Here is a 16,685-nt window from a genome sequence, read left to right on the forward strand (position 1 = left end):
AGTGAGTCCATGGCGATGGAGGATAGAGACGGTGTGATCTGGCTGGACGGCGAATGGATCGATTGGCGCGACGCCAAAGTCCACGTGCTGACCCACACACTGCATTACGGGTGCGGCGTCTTCGAGGGTCTCCGGGCCTACCAGACCGACCGCGGCGCGGCGATCTTTCGGTTGCGTGACCATACCGATCGGTTGTTCCGCTCGGCTCACATCATGGCGATGTCCATGCCCTATGACAGGGACACGCTCAACCGCATTCAGTGCGAAGCAGTCACCCGGAATCGGTTGGCGAGTGCCTACATTCGCCCGATGTGTTTCCTGGGCAGCGAAGGCATGGGACTGCATGCAAGCAACCTGAAGGTGCATGTAATGGTTGCCGCCTGGGAATGGGGCAGCTATCTAGGCGCGGAGAACATGACCCGGGGCATTCGCGTGCGCACCTCGTCTTTTACGCGCAGCCACGTCAACAGTGCCATGCTGAAGGCCAAGGCGAATGGCAACTACCTGAACTCGATCCTGGCGGTGAAGGAGGCCGTTGCAGCCGGGTGCGACGAAGCTCTGCTGTTGGACCACGAAGGCTTCGTTGCCGAGGGTAGCGGTGAGAATATCTTCATCGTACGGAATGGCTGCCTGTACACGCCGGATCTGACATCGGCCCTGGAAGGAATCACGCGCGAGACGATCATGACGCTCGCCGCTGATCTGGGTATCGAGGTGCGCGAAAAGCGCATCACGCGAGACGAGGTCTATGTTGCGGATGAAGCATTCTTCACCGGTACGGCTGCCGAAGTGACGCCGATACGCGAAGTGGACTCTCGCAGCATTGGTCCTTATGGTGGGCGTGGGCCTGTTACTGAAAAGCTGCAGTCGCTCTATTTTTCGTACGTGCATGGGAAACAGGCGGAGCGTACGGAATGGCTGAGCTATGTCGACCGCATAGCGGATTGAACCCGGGCGGTGCGGGTTGCGGCCATCGCTTCATCGGCGACGTCGCAACCCCTCAAGCAAACTGCCCGAGCAGGAGTCGCGTCCTCGGGCTAACGCAGCATCAGGAAAAAGGCGCCGCTGCCGCGCTGCAGGTTTAGCAGCAACTCCTTGCTGCCTTTGGCGGCGGCCGCGAGATCATCCAGATTGGTGATCGGGCGGCGGTTCGCCATCACGAGGATGTCCCCCGGGCGCAGTCCAGCAGCCCAGGCATAGGAAGCACTGTGGATCCGCTCGACCAGTACGCCTGTCGCAGGCGCATCCGGCGGCGTGTTCTCGAGCACGGTTCCAGCGAGTTTGGGGTGAATTTTGTTGCCGTCTTCACGGACGATTTTCGGTGCGGCAATCTCGGCGCTTCGGGTCACCGTGTCGCCCTTGTGGATGACCTCGACCTCGACCTTCTCACCGACGCGCAGCAATCCGATGGCATTGCGGACGTCCATGCTATTCCTGACCTTGCGGCCGTTGATCGCAAGCACGATATCGCCAGGTTCGAGCTGAGCGCGGGCCGCCGGCGAGCCGGCCTGCACGGAACTGATCACCGCGCCCTGATTCTGCGGTAACGCGAACGCCTGAGCGAGTTCCGGCGTCAGATCCTGGGCGCTGATGCCAAGTAGACCGCGGCGGATCTCGCCGTGCTCGATCAGCTGGTCCTTGATCTGGGCCGCCATTTTCGACGGGATGGCAAAACCGATGCCGACATTCCCGCCGCTCGGCGCGATGATGGCAGTGTTGATGCCGACCAGTTCCCCGTTCAGGTTCACGAGCGCGCCGCCCGAGTTGCCGGGGTTGATCGATGCGTCGGTCTGTATGAAATCCTCGTAACCCTCGATCCCGAGGCCCGATCGACCCAATGCACTGACGATCCCGGAGGTGACGCTCTGACCCAGGCCGAAGGGATTGCCGATGGCCACGACGAAATCCCCGACTTCCAACTTATCCGAATCGGCAATGGGTAGTGCGGTGAGATTCTGCGGCTCGGTCTTGATCACGGCAACATCCGATTCGGGATCGGTGCCGACCAGCGTCGCGTTCAGTTGTCGACCATCGCTGAGCGTGACCGTGATCTCTTGTGCCTTGTCGATCACGTGGTTGTTCGTGAGGATATAACCCCGCGCGGCATCGACGATAACGCCCGATCCGAGGCTGGAGGACTGGCGTTGTTGCGGTGCGTCCGGCATCTGGAAAAAATGTCTGAAGAACGGATCGCGCATGAGGGGGTGCTCTGCCGTTTCAATCCGTGTGCGCGTCGAAATGTTCACGACTGCGGGCGTTGTCTTCCGCAGCATCGGGGCGAGGCTGGGCAGCCGCTGTCCATCGATGCTGTCCGGCCAGGCGCCCAAGGCAGGCGCCATCGGCTGCAATCCGCCCAGGCAGGCCAGAGCAACGACGGGGAGTAAGGGAATCCGAACCTTGCGCATGAACCTCACCTTAAGTGTGCAATCGTTGGCGTTGGGGAGGAGCCTTGGGGCCCCTTGACCATCTTGCCGATATGCTTCGTGCGAACCCGAATTTCAAGGGGGCGAGGGCGTGCAATGGCGCGCTGCGGGGCAGGGTGGTGCCTGCAGGCTTCAGCCAGTGCAGGATGCCGGTGGGGCTCGGAGGCGATGCTGGTTGGAGTTCAAGCGGAGTGAAGCGACAATTTCTTCCTCCGGGTGCGCCTCTGCTGAGAGTGGGGCGCGATGGTTCAAGCGATGGGGGCAGGCGCGTCCGGGAGCGCCTGCCCAGGCGGTCATTTGATCTTGCCTTCCTTGTACATCACGTGCTTTCGCACGACCGGATCAAACTTCTTGATTTCCATCTTTTCCGGCATGGTCTTCTTGTTCTTGCTGGTCGTATAGAAATGCCCGGTTCCGGCTGACGAAATAAGCTTGATTTTGTCCCGCATCAGAGTCGCTCCTGATTTTTGGCGATGGGTTTAGACGGTTACGCCGCGTTTCCGCATGTCAGCCAACACAGCTTCGATGCCGTTCTTGTCGATCGTCCGCAGACCCTGGTTGGATACGCGCAGCTTGACCCAACGGTTTTCGCTGGCAACCCAGAAGCGGTGATCATGCACGTTCGGGTTGAAGACCTTCTTGGTCTTGTTGTTAGCATGGGAGACGTTATGGCCTACAATACGGCGTTTACCCGTTACCTGGCACGTTCTGGACATCGTGAGCCTCGAAACCTTGAGTGAGATCAAACTCCGCTTTATATATGAAGCGAGTCGCAGTCGTCAATCCCTGCGGGCCGCGCCACACCGGGGTTCGGAGGGGCCGCGATGAGCCTGAAGCTCGGTATCGTCATGGATCCGATCGGCAAGATCAAGATCGAAAAGGACACCAGTTTCGCGTTGTTGCTCGAAGCGCAGGCGCGTGGTTGGCCGCTCTACTACATGGAGTTGAACGACTTGTTCCTGCGGGATGGCCGCGCCTTTGCTCGCGTTCGCTTGCTGAGCGTAACGCGCAACGAAGACGCGTGGTATCGCTTCCACGGCGAGGAAACACTGCCTCTGGACTCACTCGATGTCGTCCTGATGCGCAAGGATCCGCCCTTCGATCAGGAGTATATCTACGCAACCTATCTGCTCGAGTGCGCGGAGAACCACGGCGTTCGTGTCATCAACAGGCCGCGCTCGCTACGCGACGCCAACGAAAAGCTGTTCACCTCGTGGTTTCCGCAATGCTGTGCGCCGACGCTGGTGGCGCGGGAAGCGGCACGTTTGCGGGAGTTCCTGCACGAGCAGGAAGAGATCATCCTGAAGCCGCTGGATGGCATGGGGGGTGCGTCGATCTTTCGGGTTGCGCTGGGCGATCCCAATTTGACGGTGATCCTCGAGACCATGACCCGGCACAATACACGTTTTGTCATGGCGCAGCGTTATCTGCCGGAAATCGTCGACGGCGACAAACGCATACTCGTCGTCAACGGCGAGGCCGTTCCCTACGCGCTTGCGCGCATTCCCGCGGCGGGTGAGAGCCGTGGCAACCTCGCGGCCGGTGGTCGGGCCGAAGGCCGGCCGCTCACGGAACGCGATCGCTGGATTGCGGCCCAGGTTGCGCCCGAACTGAAGAAGCGGGGACTGGCCTTCGTCGGGCTGGACGTCATCGGCGATTATCTGACTGAGGTCAATGTCACGAGCCCCACCTGTGTACAGGAGCTTGACCGTCAGTTCGGACTCAATATCAGCGCCCGCTTGATGGACCACATCGCAGCGACTGTCGCCGAGGCTTCCTGATTCATGAACAGCTGGCCGCAGTCCGGCGATCGTTTGCTGCCCTTTCTGCTGGCAGCGCTGCTGCTGCACGGCGCGGTGCTGTACGCAGTACGGCTCGATCTGCCGCCGGTCGCGATCAACCGGCCGCCGGCCACCGTGCTCGACATCGCGCTGGAGCGTACGCCGACGCCGGTGGCCGTTGACGCGGCGGGCCACGTTCCGGCCCAAGCCGAGAGCCGGCCGGGCGCGATCAATCCGCCAGAGGTTAGCTCCAAGGCCGCACCGACCGGGCCAAATGTCGCCACCGGGCCCGCTGCGATGGTCGGTGCCGGCAGTGCGCGGGCCTCCGCAGCAGACTCGCCGACGATCGCAACTTACACTCCGGTGCCGAAGCCTCTGCCGCGGAAGGCGCGAGTGGAACGCGTGCCTGCGCGCAGCGTCCAGGCGGCGACGGAGGCGCCCGCCGCGGACGCGCCGCTTTCGGGCGTGCCATCGGCATCGGACGCTGCTGCGGGGTCGGCGCCACCTGTCGAGCGGCCTCGGGTGACGTCATCGCTGCTAGACCGGCAGATTAGCGAGTGGACGGCCTCTTACACCGAGACCCGGGCCAGGGAGTCCGCAATGCCTGCTCGGACGGCTTATGTAGCCCAGGTGACGACTCATCGCTATGCCGCGGATGCGTACGAAAGGGCATGGCAGGACAAAGTGGAGCGCATCGGCAACCTGAACTACCCTGAAGAAGCGCGCCGCAAGAACTTGAGCGGAGGTCTGCTGCTGACCGTGGGTGTCAATGCGGACGGCAGTCTGAAAGGCATCAATGTCGCAAAGTCATCCGGGCACGCGGAACTCGATGAGGCGGCCGTCAGGATCGTTCGCCTCGCGGCGCCGTTCGCGCCGTTTCCCTCGCAGTTAAAAGCGGATTACGATGTGCTCGTAATCACCCGGACTTGGCGCTTCTTTACGGATCACCATCTGTCGACGGCGCCTTGACGCTCGGCAGCACCTTGCCGCTCCGACAAAGAACAGCCATGAACGAGCAAGCGGACAATCTGACCAATCATTTCCTGATCGCCATGCCGGGCCTCGCCGATCCGATCTTCGCCAAGACGGTGACCTACCTTTGCCAGCACAGCGCCGATGGTGCCTTGGGCATCATCGTGAACCGGCCGTCGGAACTCACACTGGGCGAGGTCATGGAGCAGATGAATATCGAAGTGGAGACGGCTTCCGTCGGACAGGCGCAGGTCTACTTCGGTGGGCCGGTCCATCGCGAGCGAGGCTTTGTGCTGCACGAACCGGGCGAACAGTGGGATTCGACGCTGACGGTCTCCGACTCCATCGCGCTGACGACATCCCGGGACATTCTCGAAGCGATCGGGTCCGGTCGCGGCCCCCGCCGTATTCTGGTCGCGTTGGGTTATGCCGGGTGGGCGAAGGGCCAGTTGGAGCGGGAGATCGGCGAGAACGCCTGGCTGAACGCTCCGGCCGAGGCGCCCATCCTGTTCGATCTCCCGGCCACGCAGCGCTGGAAGGCCGCAGCCGGGCTGATGGGAATCGATATCGGACTGCTGGGCAGTACGGCGGGCCATGCCTGAAGTACGCCCCGAGAGTATCGCTGGCGTGGTCGTCGGCTTCGACTTCGGCACCAAGCGGATCGGCGTTGCAGTCGGTCAGACGGTGACCCGCTCGGCCGCGGCGCTGTGCACGATTCTGCTGGGCCGTAAGCACGAACCTTGGAAGACCATTTCGGAGATCCGGACGACCTGGCAGCCGGCGGCATTCGTCGTGGGCTGGCCCTATGCCCAGCCAGGTGAGGAGAATCCCGTTCAGGTCGCGATCGGACATTTTGCCGCCGGCCTGGCCAGACGGTACCGTTTGCCTGTCTTTGCGTTCGACGAAACACTCTCGACCGCCGATGCACGCGCGCGTTTTTTTGGCGGAGATCACCACCGATCCGTTCGGTTCGCCGCTCAGAAGGACGAGCTGGCCGCGCGACTGATACTGCAATCCTGGCTGGATGAACCGGCAGCCTCGAACCTTGCCGAGTCAGTCCCATGAACGTCGTGGAGAGGCGAGACGCCACCGAGGATTTCGACGTGCCGACGCTGATCGATACGCTTGAAGCGAGCCTGCGGCGAGAGATCGAGCGGCGGGGGCTGTTGAACCCGGCGATGGTCGGTATCGAGACGGGCGGGGCCTGGATTGCGGCGGCCCTGCACGCGCGCCTGGGTTTGGCGGAGCCGCTCGGCCTGCTGAACATCTCCTTTTATCGCGACGATTTTTCGACGGTTGGAGTCCATCCGCGTGTGGGTCCGAGCCGCTTGCCGTTCAACGTTGAAGGCCGTGACATCCTGCTGATCGACGACGTGCTGTTTACCGGACGTACGATCCGCGCTGCGCTCAACGAGATTTTCGACTACGGCCGACCGGCGCGGGTGGTGCTGGGTGTTCTGGTGGAGCGCAGCGGGCGTCAGATTCCGATTCAGGCGGACTGCATTGGCGGGCACGCCTCGGCCGGACAGAATCAACGGATAAAACTGGTCGGGCCCGAGCCGCTGCGGCTGGTTACTCAGATGGTGTGACGCCGCGTGAAGCACACTCAGATCGGATCCTTGCAACTCGACAGCGCCGGTCGCCTTCGCCATTTCCTGACCGTCGAAGGCCTGAACGCCGGCCTCCTGAACCGCATCATGGACACCGCGGAGTCTTTTTGCAGTGTCACCGAACAGACAGTCAAGAAAGTGCCTCTGCTGCGCGGCAAGACCGTCGTCAATCTCTTCTTCGAGAACAGCACGCGCACCCGCACGACTTTCGAATTGGCGGCCAAGCGCCTTTCGGCCGATGTGCTGAACATCAATATCGCGACCTCCGCGACGGCCAAAGGCGAAAGCCTGCTGGACACGATTCGGAACATCGAGGCGATGCAGGTGGACATGTTCGTGGTCCGTCACGCCCACAGCGGAGCGGCCCACTTCATCGCACAACATGTCGCGCCGCACGTCAGCGTGATCAATGCCGGCGACGGCCGCCATGCGCACCCGACGCAGGCGATGCTGGATCTGTTCACGATTCGCCGCAGCGGGCGGGAGCTTCCCGCGCTGAAGGTCGCGATCGTCGGCGATATCCTGCATTCCCGGGTCGCGCGTTCGGAGATACATGCGCTGCGCCTGCTCGGCGTGCGTGACATCCGGGCGATCGCACCGCGGACGCTGCTGCCGATGCACGCCGAAGACCTGGGTGTCAGTCTTTGGACCGATCTCGATGCGGGTATCGAGGGTGTGGATGTGGTCGTCATGCTGCGGCTGCAGCGCGAACGGATGAGCGGGGCGTTCATCCCGAGCGAGCGGGAGTATTTCGCGCGTTTCGGGTTGACAGCGCGCCGGCTCGCCCTGGCCAGGCCTGACGCGATCGTCATGCATCCAGGGCCGATCAACCGGGGCGTCGAAATCGATTCCGAGGTCGCCGATGGACTTCAATCGGTGATTCTCAAGCAGGTTCACTACGGTATCCCGATCCGCATGGCCATCATGTCCCTGGCCATGCGCAGTGGCACCGATTTCGATCCCGGAGCAGAGCGTCGGGCATGATCGCCGAGCGAATATTGATCAGCGGCGGGCGGGTCATCGACCCGGAGAGTGGCATCGACTGCGTTGGGCCGGTGTGCAGCGCCGACGGGGTGATCCTGGCGGTAGGCCATCAGCCCGCGGATTTCCAGCCCGACCGTGAGTTGCAGGTGCCGGGGCAGGTGGTCTGCCCGGGCTTCATCGACTTGTCCGCACGGTTAAGGGAACCCGGGCAGGCACACAAGGGCACCATCGCCAGCGAGGGGGCGGCGGCGCTCGCCGCGGGTTTCACGACGGTTTGCACGCCGCCGGACACGGTGCCGGTGATCGATTCCCCTGCTGTCGTCAAGCTGATCCTGGAGCGTGCGCAGCAGGCCGGCCGCATCCGCGTGTTGCCGATCGGCGCCCTGACCCGGGGGCTCAACGGACGCGATCTCAGCGAACTCGGCGCCTTGCAGTCGGCCGGATGCCGGGCTGTCGGCAATGCCGGGGTGCCGCTCGCGAACAATCTGGTTCTACGCCGCGCATTCGAGTACGCCGCCGGTTACGATCTGCTGGTGTGCCTGCGGCCGCAGGATACGGCATTGCGCGACGGCGGTTGCGTTCACGAGGGTGCCGTCGCCATGCGGCTGGGTCTGCCCGGAATCCCGGAAGCGGCCGAGACGATTGCGGTGGCGGAAGCCCTGGTACTGGCCGAGCTCACCGGGGTCCGTTTGCACTTCGGTCAGATCAGCGGCGCCCGCGCCATTCGCTCGATTACCAGTGCGCAGCAGCGCGGTCTGCCGGTGACGGCGGATACGGCACTGCACCAGCTGCATCTGACCGAGCGGCACGTCGACGGCTTCAACGCGCTGTGCCATGTCGATCCGCCCCTCCGGACCGAAGCGGATCGGGCTGCGCTGCGGGCCGCTGTCGCAGCCGGTACTCTTGCGGCGCTGTGCTCGGATCACCAGCCGCACGACCCGGATGCCAAACTGCAGGTTTTCCCGGAGACCGAGCCCGGCATGTCGACGCTCGAATGCATGCTGCCTCTAGGCCTTCGTCTGGTCGCCGACGGTGTCTTGTCGCTACAGGAATTGATCGCCCGGCTGACCGTGGGTCCGGCTCGCATCCTCGGGCTCGCATCCGGGCGCCTGGCCATCGGAGCCCCAGCCGACATCTGCATCTTCGACCCCCAACGTTGCTGGATAGTCGACGAGACCACTTGGCGGAGCGCAGGGCGCAATACCCCGTTCTGGGGTGAGGACATGGTGGGCCGAGTCACGACCATGGTGATCGGTGGCTGCGTCGTTGAGCTGATTTAGCTTAAGCGAGTTTTGCCCTTTCGGGTGCCTGTAACCGTCCCAGGGATGCACTGACTCGAGCCTGTCGGCCGGATTTCGACGGCGCGGCAGCGTGGCGATGGCCCATTGTGCGATGCTCACGGCGCTAACCGGGTCCGAAGGGCCTGCACCTGCCCGCACGGTCATTGTCAAGACGCCGCGAGCTGGCCCAGGTGCGGCGTCCTCAGACCAGCATCAACGGCCAGTCCGCACTGTCGGTCGTCGCCTCGATCAGCGACCGCTCGGTGCGCGGAAGAACCAGCATGCGACAACCGCTTTGCCGCAAACGGCGTAGCAGGGCGAACGGCTCGAAAGGCTGGATCTCGATGATCCGAGTGGGGGCAGGCTGCGGCACTTGCCCTGAAGCCAGGCTGCGCTGCAGTTCCTGGGTCAGTTCAGGCGGCGAGCGGGGCACCGCCACGCACAGGGGCCGCTTTTCACAGGCAGCCACCTCTGCGGCCACCGCCACCGCTGACAGGCTCGCCGCGGTGCCGTCGAAGACCGACCACACGGCTTCCCCCTGCATGGCGGGGGCGCTGGTGCCCGATCTCCTGGTTACCGACAGGCGTGCTCCGGCCCGATCCGGAGCAGGGCGGTCGCGACGACGACCGATCACCAGCACATCGATGTCGCTAACACAGGCCAGGGCCGTGGGAACGAGGTGCCCCCGGAGCGTTCGGACGCTGCCGCGAACCTTCAGTTGCTCGGCCAGCCGTCCTAGTTCCTGCCGAATCTGAGACAGGCCAATGCGCTGTGCGCGGGAGACCCGGAGCGGGTCGAAAGCACGTTCGGTACCGAACAGGCGGTCGACCTCCCGAGTGAAGGGCAGTTCGGCGCTGTTGAGCAGGTTCAGTTCCTCGACGAACACGGCGTCGATCTCGGCTCCGCGGCGCGCCGCCAGGACGGCTGCCAGTTCGAGTGAGTCGAGATCGCGCCGGCAGACATCGAACGCGACGACGATTCGCAGGCGGGAGGCAGGAGGCTTACTGTTCATTCGAATCGGTCTTGTCCGCCTGCATCCAGCGGCGTTGAATACGCGCGAATTCAAGCAGTTTGGCTTCGATACGGCCATTGAGGCTGTCGTCGGGAAAGTTCCCGGACGCATCGCGCTCCCCTACGGAAACGCCCAGCAGCAGTTCCAGCGCCTCGTCGAGTGAATCGACCGCATACACGTGAAAATTGCCCACGCGCACGGCGGCGACCACATCGGCGCGGAGCATCAGATTCTTGACGTTGGCGCGGGGGATGATGACGCCTTGGTCGCCGGTAAGGCCTCGGGCATGGCAGATATCGAAAAACCCTTCGATCTTCTCGTTCGCACCGCCGATCGGCTGCACTCGTCCGTGCTGGTTGATCGAACCCGTCACGGCGAGATTCTGCCGGATCGGCAACTCGGCGAGCGACGAAAGGATTACGCACAATTCGGCAAGCGATGCGCTGTCGCCGTCGACCTTGCCGTATGACTGTTCAAAGACCAGGCTGGCCGAGACCGAAAACGCCTGCGCCCGGGCGAACCGCGCGGCTAGCAGATTCGACACGATCATCACGCCTTTGCTATGTATCGCGCCGCCGAGCTCCGTTTCGCGTTCGATGTCGATGACTTTGCCGCTGCCGGGCCGGGTCGTCGCGGTGATGCGCGAAGGCAGGCCGAAGGCAAAGTCGCCGAGGCTGATCACCGACAGGCCGTTGATCTGGCCCACGGCCGCGCCGCTGGTGTCGATCAGCACGGTACCGCGCCGGATCGCTTCGTAAAGCCGCTGTCGGATCCGGTCCGAGCGCCCGGTCTGCTCGTCGATCGCGGTCTGGATATCCTCTCGCGTGATCACGTTGCGTCGGGCTTCGGACGCCCAGAAGTCGGCCTCTTTTAGCAGATCGCCAAGGCGCTGCAGGTGCGTGTTGAGCTTTTCGGCATCCTCCGCCCAGCGGGCGGATTCGTCGATCACGCGGATCACCCCGTCGCGGTCGAGCGGGTGCAGTCCTTCACGACGCGACAGGCTCGCGATCAGGCGGGCGTACATCGCGGTGCTGTCGGGTGTCCGGTCGATGGTCTCCTCGAAATCGGCTGAGACCTTGAACAGGCTCCGAAACTCCGGATCGTAGACGTTTAGCAGGTAGTACAACAGGCGGTCGCCGATCAGCACGACCTTCGTGCGTAGCGGGATCGGTTCTGGTTCGAGCGTGCCGGTACTCATCAGGCCCAGGGTTCGCTCGAGGGCCTCGACCCGAATTTCGCCGGCCTGCAGGGTCCGCTTCAGGGTTTCCCAGGCGTAGGGCTGCAGCAGCAATTTTCGGGCGTCCAGCAGCAGATAGCCGCCGTTCGCGCGATGCAGGGCGCCGCCCTTGATCATCGTGAAGTCGGTCAGCAGCGCGCCCATCAGGGCCTGATACTCGACGCGGCCGACCAGATTGCTGTGGGTCGGCAGGTCCTCGAATACGACCGGCGCAGCAGCGGCGTCATCATGGGCCACGATCAGGTTTACCTGATAGCGCTGCCCGGGACTTTGCCGCGCACTCTGGCCGAAGAGGCCGCCGCCGCTACCCTCCGGCTTCGGGAAAAACTCATCGGCGTGATCGACGATGTCCTGCCGGGCTGCGTCGATGAACTGTTTGACCCCGTCCATATGGCCGTAGCGTTCGGCGAGGTCGCTGATCAGGTGATTGACCGCGAAGGTGGCAATCTCGCGGTTCAGGTTCTTCAGCTTCTCTTTGGCTTCCTTGCGCCAAGGCTGGAACTGGCGGAGCAGTTTCTGCAGCGCCTGATGAAGCTGTTCGATGGTCTCACGGATGTGCTGCTGGTCGGTCTCGGCGAGCGCATGGTATTGATCGGGGCTCAGGACCTCGTTCTCCGGATTGATCGGGGCAAAGGCGAACCCGGTTGGTGTTTCGATCAGGGCTACGTGTTGCCGCTTCGCTTCGCGGCGCAGTTCGTTGAGGGCGTTTGTCTCACGTTCCTTGGCCTCTTCTTCGATTTCCTCGGTTCGTGTCCGGTATTCCTCCCCTTCGAATGCCGCCGGGATCGAGATGCTGAGTTCCTCGATCACGTGGGTCATATCCGTGGCAAAGCGCCGCCCGACGCCGGCCGGCAGGCTCAGTACCTTGGGTTTGGAGGGGTCTGTGAAGTTGTTTACGTAACACCAGTCCTCCGGCTTTGGTTGATGTTCCGCCTCGCGTGTGACGATTTCGCGCACTGCGGTCATCTTGCCGGTGCCGGTGGGCCCCAGCGCAAATACGTTGAAGCCCTTGCGCGGGATCGAGACGCCGAAGCGGATGGCATTGAGGGCGCGTTCCTGGCCGACGACCACTCCGATATCGGCCAGTTCATCGGTCGTCGCGAACGCCAGTTGCGAGGGATCGCAGGAGTTGAACAGCTGGTCCGCGGACAGGGGGCCGGGACCGAGGGTGGGGATCGTCACAAGACACTCCCGAGTTGCTCTGGTCTGGTAGACGCATCATCGGATACTCGGCTGTGTCTTGGCAACTGGGGGCGCTGGCCTGGGGTCGCCGGCTGGAAGAACGCTCGCTGTCGGTGACAACCCAGTCCCGATTGGCGATACTAAGCGGCTTTTTGCGGGTCACTTGCTCGATATGTGGTTCAAGAACTTAGCCCTGTTTCGCTTTACCACCCCGTTCACCATGCCGGCCGAGGAACTCGAGGCACATCTGGCAGAACGGCGTTTTCGCCCTTGCGGCCGCACGGATCAGATGAGTGCCGGTTGGGTGCCGCCCACCAGCCAGGCCGATGCCTCGCTGGCACACGTGATCGGTCCGTTCATGATGGTGACGTTGAAGCAGGAAGAGAAGATCCTGCCCTCGGCCGTTGTCAATGAGCAGGTGGCGGAGCGGGTCGCGGAGATCGAGGTTCGGGAGGGGCGAAAGCCGGGCAAGCGGGAACGGTCGGAACTGCGCGACCATGTGGTCATGGAACTGATGCCCCGCGCGTTCAGTCATTCCCGTCGTACCCATGCCTATATCGATTCCGAGCGCGGCTGGCTGGTTGTGGACAGCGCGAGCGGTCGGCGGACCGATGATCTGACCAGCTTGCTGCGCTCGACGATCGGGGAATTGCCGATCGCCTTTCCGGCCACTGAGGAACAGCCGTCAGTCGTCATGACGCGCTGGCTCGCGGATGGCGAGGCGCCGGCTGACATCACCATCGAACAGGAATGTGAGCTACGTGCTACCGATGAGGAGGGTGGCATCGTGCGTTGCCGGCGTCAGGACCTCGCGGTGCCGGAAATCCAGCAGCACCTGGCTGCGGGGAAGCAGGCCATGCGTCTGGCCCTGCGTTGGCAAGACCGGTTGAGCTTCACGCTGGACGATCGGTTGGTCGTGCGCCGCCTGCGGTTTCTCGAGACCGTTCAGGAGCGCGCCGGCGAGATCGAAACCGATGATGCGGCACAGCGCTTCGATGCCGATTTCGCGATCATGAGCCTGGAATTGGCGGAGTTTCTTCCGCGTTTGCTCGAACTTTTCGGCGGTGAACGCCGTCAGAGCGTATAATGATGATTTTTCAGGCTATTAAGGTTGGTGCCACAACACGATGACCAAGTCCCTACTCCAGATCTTGAAGTGGATTACTATTTCCTTCAATGTCTTAGCGCCAATCGCCGGAAACGCCGAAGTTTATCGGCTCCCGGCTGCCGGCGACGATTTGATCGGCCGTATCAAGTACGCAACGGCCGGCGACGAAGATACGCTGATCGACATTGCGCGGGAAAACAGCCTGGGCCAGGAAGAAATCGTCATGGCCAACCCGACGGTGGATCGCTGGCTGCCGAAAGGTGGCACGAAGGTATTGATTCCCCGGCAATTCATTCTGCCGGATGCCCCTCGCAGCGGGATCGTGCTGAACATCCCGGAAATGCGGCTGTACTACTATCCCGGCGGTTCGGCGCCGGCCGTCACCAAGCCCAAGCCGGCAGCGCCCAAGGCGCAGCCTGTGGCAGCCAGCGGCGGAAGGTATCAGACCCACATTGCGCGCAAGGGTGAATCCAGCCGCGCGGTCGCGAAATCGGAGCCGGCTGCCGAGCCGGTCGAGGCGGTTGCAGTCAGCAGCGCGCCGTCGCGCGACGTGATCACCTATCCGGTCAGCATCGGACGCATGGATTGGCGCACGCCACTGGGCGCGACTCAGGTCATCCAGAAGGTCAAGGATCCGTCGTGGCATCCGCCCGAATCAATCAAGAAGGAGCATGCGAAGGACGGTGACATGCTGCCCGACGTCGTACCGCCCGGTCCCAATAACCCGCTCGGGCAGTTCGCGATGAAACTCGGCGTTGCCGGTTACCTTATTCACGGTACCGACGTCGACAAGGCTTACGGGATTGGCATGCGAGTGACCCACGGCTGCATTCGCATGTACCCGGAAGATATCGCGAAGCTGTTCCCTCTGGTCAATGTCGGAACCCCGGTGCGACTGGTGAATCAGCCCGTGAAACTCGGCTGGATCGGCGACGATTTGTACATGGAGGTGCACCAACCGCTGGACGAGGATCGGATGAGCTACGGCGAACTTCGTGATCTGGCGATGGGGCTGATCGACAAGAAGACCGCAAGTCGGCCGGTATCGATCAACAGTGCAGCGCTGAAGAAGGAACTGGAACATCCGACGGGCGTGCCGGTGCTGATCTCCGGAATCGCTTCCGTATCGGATGCGCCCGAACGCGCCACTCCGTCGGCACTCGAGGCCTCGTCCCCCCGTTCGAACCCATCCGCGTATGCGGCGCCGGTGGAGTCTGCTCCGGTATCATCGAGTGAATCGTACCCCGCGGAGGAATCCCTGGCGAGCCCACCTGAGCCCGCCTACGTGCCGACGGCCCCGGAGCCGGACGATTCCGAGGAGGCGGATGACGCCGGTATCTGACCCGGGAGCCTTTGCTCCAGGGTTGCTTTAGGGTTTAGCGGGGCGGAGCGGTCGGCGGATTGTCGGCTGCTGCCCCGGACCGACACTCTGATGCGCCGGAGCGTTTGTCCTTCTGCCGCCCGTGCTAAGGCTCTTTGGGCGGAACGTAACCCTCCGGCATGGCGGTGCCACTGCCGAACAAGTACTTGTCGCGTTCCTGGGCGAGGAACGATTTGGCCTGTGCTTCGAAGGGTGTCAAGCGATGTTCATTGATGAGCATCGTCTGCAGACGCAGCCAATCCTGCCAGGCCTGTTTCGAGACATTTTCGAAGATCCGCTGCCCGACAGCGCCGGGAAACGGTGGTTGCTCCAGTCCTTCCGTTTCGATACCCAATTTCGCGCACTTGACCATTCTGTTCATGTTCTGGTTGCTCCAAGGTAATTGTTGAATTGATCCAGTAACCGACGCACTGGCGCCGGCAAGCCCAGGTCCGAAGCGTGGTTCGGTGACGTCCAGCACGAGTGCGCTTCCGACACTCGATCCGGGGGGCGTGTGGTTTGCATTCGGACCGCGACGAAGTCCAGATGGAAGTGGGTCAGCGTATGCCGCTGTGCCGGCAAGTCGGCCAAGTGCTCGGCCCGAAGGCTGTTCGTGGCCAGCCACGGGGCGATCTGCGTGGTGTCGTCAAACATCGGAAAGCACCAGAGGCCGCCCCAGACCCCGGTCGGTGGCCGGCGTTCCAGGAAGAAATTGCCCGCTCCGTCTTCGAGGATCAGCATCGTGCAGCGCCGCACCGGGACCGTGCGACGCGGTCGCGGGCTCGGCAGCGAACCGACCCGCTGCTCGGATCGGGCGCGACAGCCGGGGGACAGGGGGCAGTGATTGCAAGCCGGGCGGCCGCGGGTGCAGACCAGCGCCCCCAGATCCATCATGGCCTGATTATAAGCATCAGACCGGTCGGGTGGTGTAAGCCGGTCGGCGGTCGCCCACAAGCTTGCAGCGACTGAGGCGGTACCGGGCCAACCTTCGATACCCCGGTAGCGGCACAACACGCGCTTGACATTGCCGTCGAGGATGGTCGCCCGAATGCCGAAACCCAGGCTGAGGATCGCGCCGGCCGTGGAGCGTCCGATACCGGGCAGGTCAGCCAATTCATCGAGCGTAGCCGGCAGTGCTCCTGCGTAGCGTTCGGCGACGATCTCCGCGCAGCGATGCAGGTTGCGTGCGCGGGCATAGTAGCCGAGACCCGACCATAGGGCGAGCACGCGCTCCGCGGGAGCGGATGCGAGCGTGCGAATGTCCGGAAAATTTCCCGCGAAGCGCTCGAAGTAGGGCACAACGGTCGCGACCTGTGTCTGTTGCAGCATGATCTCGGAGATCCAGACTCGATAGGGGTCGCGTGGATTTTGCCAGGGCAGGTTCTTCCGACCGTGGATCTCAAACCAGGCGAGAACGGAGTGCCTGAATTGCTCCACTGACTCGTTCGTGGGCGTTGGAACCCGAGATTCCGGATTGATTGGTGGGCGCCTCAAACTCACTCCCCGGTACCCTCATCGACGAGCGACAGATCCGCCCAACGCAAAGGGAAGCGTCCGCTGCGGGATTCATTTAGAATTAAGCGACTGCACGGATGGGAAATGTTTTCTGACATGCTCCGGATTTTCAAGCTCAGTTCCCTGACGGTACTCGCCGTCCTCGTCCTGTCGGCCTGTGGCCAGAAGGGCCCACTTTATCTCCCGCGCCCGGGCGAAGACCCCGAGCAGCAGCGCTGACC

The 16,685-nt window shown here is 63.0% G+C and carries 18 protein-coding genes; 11 read left to right on the top strand and 7 right to left on the bottom strand.

Going from position 1 to position 16,685, the window contains the following annotated elements; all coding sequences use genetic code 11:
- Positions 1 to 9 precede the first annotated feature (9 nt).
- Positions 10 to 948 carry a branched-chain amino acid transaminase gene (locus BWR02_RS03265; RefSeq protein WP_139556324.1) on the top strand — a complete coding sequence of 313 codons (939 nt, stop codon included), beginning with the start codon at positions 10 to 12 and terminating at the stop codon, positions 946 to 948.
- 89 nt (positions 949 to 1,037) lie between these two features.
- Here the strand turns inward: BWR02_RS03265 and BWR02_RS03270 are convergent, their stop codons facing one another.
- The 3 genes from BWR02_RS03270 to rpmB form a co-directional block, all read right to left on the bottom strand.
- Entirely contained in the window at positions 1,038 to 2,405 is a 1,368-nt protein-coding gene (locus BWR02_RS03270) for a DegQ family serine endoprotease (RefSeq protein WP_139556325.1), read from the bottom strand.
- 311 nt (positions 2,406 to 2,716) lie between these two features.
- Positions 2,717 to 2,872, bottom strand: a complete 156-nt coding sequence (gene rpmG, locus BWR02_RS03275) for a 50S ribosomal protein L33 (protein ID WP_139556326.1) — start codon at positions 2,870 to 2,872, stop codon at positions 2,717 to 2,719.
- A gap of 30 nt (positions 2,873 to 2,902) precedes the next feature.
- On the bottom strand, positions 2,903 to 3,139 hold the full coding sequence (gene rpmB / locus BWR02_RS03280) for a 50S ribosomal protein L28 (RefSeq protein ID WP_139556327.1): 237 nt from the start codon (positions 3,137 to 3,139) through the stop codon (positions 2,903 to 2,905).
- A 108-nt stretch (positions 3,140 to 3,247) separates the two neighbouring features.
- Between rpmB and gshB the strand changes: the two genes are divergently transcribed.
- Genes gshB through BWR02_RS03315 form a run of 7 tightly spaced genes read left to right on the top strand, consistent with a single transcriptional unit; the run spans position 3,248 to position 9,050 of the window.
- Positions 3,248 to 4,204 carry a glutathione synthase gene (gene gshB, locus BWR02_RS03285; RefSeq protein WP_139556328.1) on the top strand — a complete coding sequence of 319 codons (957 nt, stop codon included), beginning with the start codon at positions 3,248 to 3,250 and terminating at the stop codon, positions 4,202 to 4,204.
- A gap of 3 nt (positions 4,205 to 4,207) precedes the next feature.
- A complete protein-coding gene (locus tag BWR02_RS03290; protein ID WP_201276118.1) occupies positions 4,208 to 5,173 on the top strand; it encodes an energy transducer TonB in 966 nt (321 codons plus the stop codon).
- A gap of 38 nt (positions 5,174 to 5,211) precedes the next feature.
- Complete coding sequence (locus BWR02_RS03295) at positions 5,212 to 5,778, top strand: YqgE/AlgH family protein (RefSeq protein ID WP_139556329.1); 567 nt, start codon at positions 5,212 to 5,214, stop codon at positions 5,776 to 5,778.
- Entirely contained in the window at positions 5,771 to 6,241 is a 471-nt protein-coding gene (gene ruvX / locus BWR02_RS03300; protein ID WP_139556330.1) for a Holliday junction resolvase RuvX, read from the top strand. Before BWR02_RS03295 ends, ruvX begins: the two co-directional genes overlap by 8 nt.
- Positions 6,238 to 6,765 (top strand): bifunctional pyr operon transcriptional regulator/uracil phosphoribosyltransferase PyrR, encoded by a 528-nt coding sequence (pyrR, locus tag BWR02_RS03305; protein ID WP_139556331.1) that lies wholly within the window; start codon positions 6,238 to 6,240, stop codon positions 6,763 to 6,765. The genes ruvX and pyrR overlap by 4 nt, the downstream gene beginning before the upstream one ends.
- Positions 6,766 to 6,771: 6 nt before the next feature.
- Complete coding sequence (locus BWR02_RS03310; RefSeq protein ID WP_236101870.1) at positions 6,772 to 7,770, top strand: aspartate carbamoyltransferase catalytic subunit; 999 nt, start codon at positions 6,772 to 6,774, stop codon at positions 7,768 to 7,770.
- Complete coding sequence (locus tag BWR02_RS03315; RefSeq protein ID WP_139556332.1) at positions 7,767 to 9,050, top strand: dihydroorotase; 1,284 nt, start codon at positions 7,767 to 7,769, stop codon at positions 9,048 to 9,050. The genes BWR02_RS03310 and BWR02_RS03315 overlap by 4 nt, the downstream gene beginning before the upstream one ends.
- A 202-nt stretch (positions 9,051 to 9,252) precedes the next feature.
- Here the strand turns inward: BWR02_RS03315 and BWR02_RS03320 are convergent, their stop codons facing one another.
- Positions 9,253 to 10,062, bottom strand: a complete 810-nt coding sequence (locus BWR02_RS03320; protein ID WP_139556333.1) for a hypothetical protein — start codon at positions 10,060 to 10,062, stop codon at positions 9,253 to 9,255.
- Complete coding sequence (locus BWR02_RS03325; protein WP_139556334.1) at positions 10,052 to 12,481, bottom strand: Lon protease family protein; 2,430 nt, start codon at positions 12,479 to 12,481, stop codon at positions 10,052 to 10,054. The genes BWR02_RS03320 and BWR02_RS03325 overlap by 11 nt, the downstream gene beginning before the upstream one ends.
- 172 nt (positions 12,482 to 12,653) lie before the next feature.
- On the opposite strand from BWR02_RS03325, the gene rdgC reads away from it, so the two are divergent.
- Together rdgC and BWR02_RS03335 are read left to right on the top strand one after the other, a co-directional pair.
- Entirely contained in the window at positions 12,654 to 13,568 is a 915-nt protein-coding gene (gene rdgC / locus BWR02_RS03330) for a recombination-associated protein RdgC (protein ID WP_139556335.1), read from the top strand.
- 64 nt (positions 13,569 to 13,632) lie between these two features.
- Entirely contained in the window at positions 13,633 to 14,931 is a 1,299-nt protein-coding gene (locus BWR02_RS03335) for a L,D-transpeptidase family protein (protein ID WP_236101872.1), read from the top strand.
- A gap of 124 nt (positions 14,932 to 15,055) precedes the next feature.
- On the opposite strand, the gene BWR02_RS03340 is transcribed toward BWR02_RS03335, so the two are convergent.
- Together BWR02_RS03340 and mutY are read right to left on the bottom strand one after the other, a co-directional pair.
- A complete protein-coding gene (locus BWR02_RS03340) occupies positions 15,056 to 15,331 on the bottom strand; it encodes an oxidative damage protection protein (protein ID WP_139556336.1) in 276 nt (91 codons plus the stop codon).
- A complete protein-coding gene (gene mutY, locus BWR02_RS03345; protein WP_201276119.1) occupies positions 15,328 to 16,386 on the bottom strand; it encodes an A/G-specific adenine glycosylase in 1,059 nt (352 codons plus the stop codon). The genes BWR02_RS03340 and mutY overlap by 4 nt, the downstream gene beginning before the upstream one ends.
- A gap of 174 nt (positions 16,387 to 16,560) precedes the next feature.
- Between mutY and lptM the strand changes: the two genes are divergently transcribed.
- A complete protein-coding gene (gene lptM / locus BWR02_RS03350; RefSeq protein ID WP_139556337.1) occupies positions 16,561 to 16,683 on the top strand; it encodes an LPS translocon maturation chaperone LptM in 123 nt (40 codons plus the stop codon).
- Positions 16,684 to 16,685: the final 2 nt, after the last annotated feature.

It is taken from the genome of Methylotetracoccus oryzae, from assembly GCF_006175985.1.
GTDB lineage: Bacteria > Pseudomonadota > Gammaproteobacteria > Methylococcales > Methylococcaceae > Methylotetracoccus > Methylotetracoccus oryzae.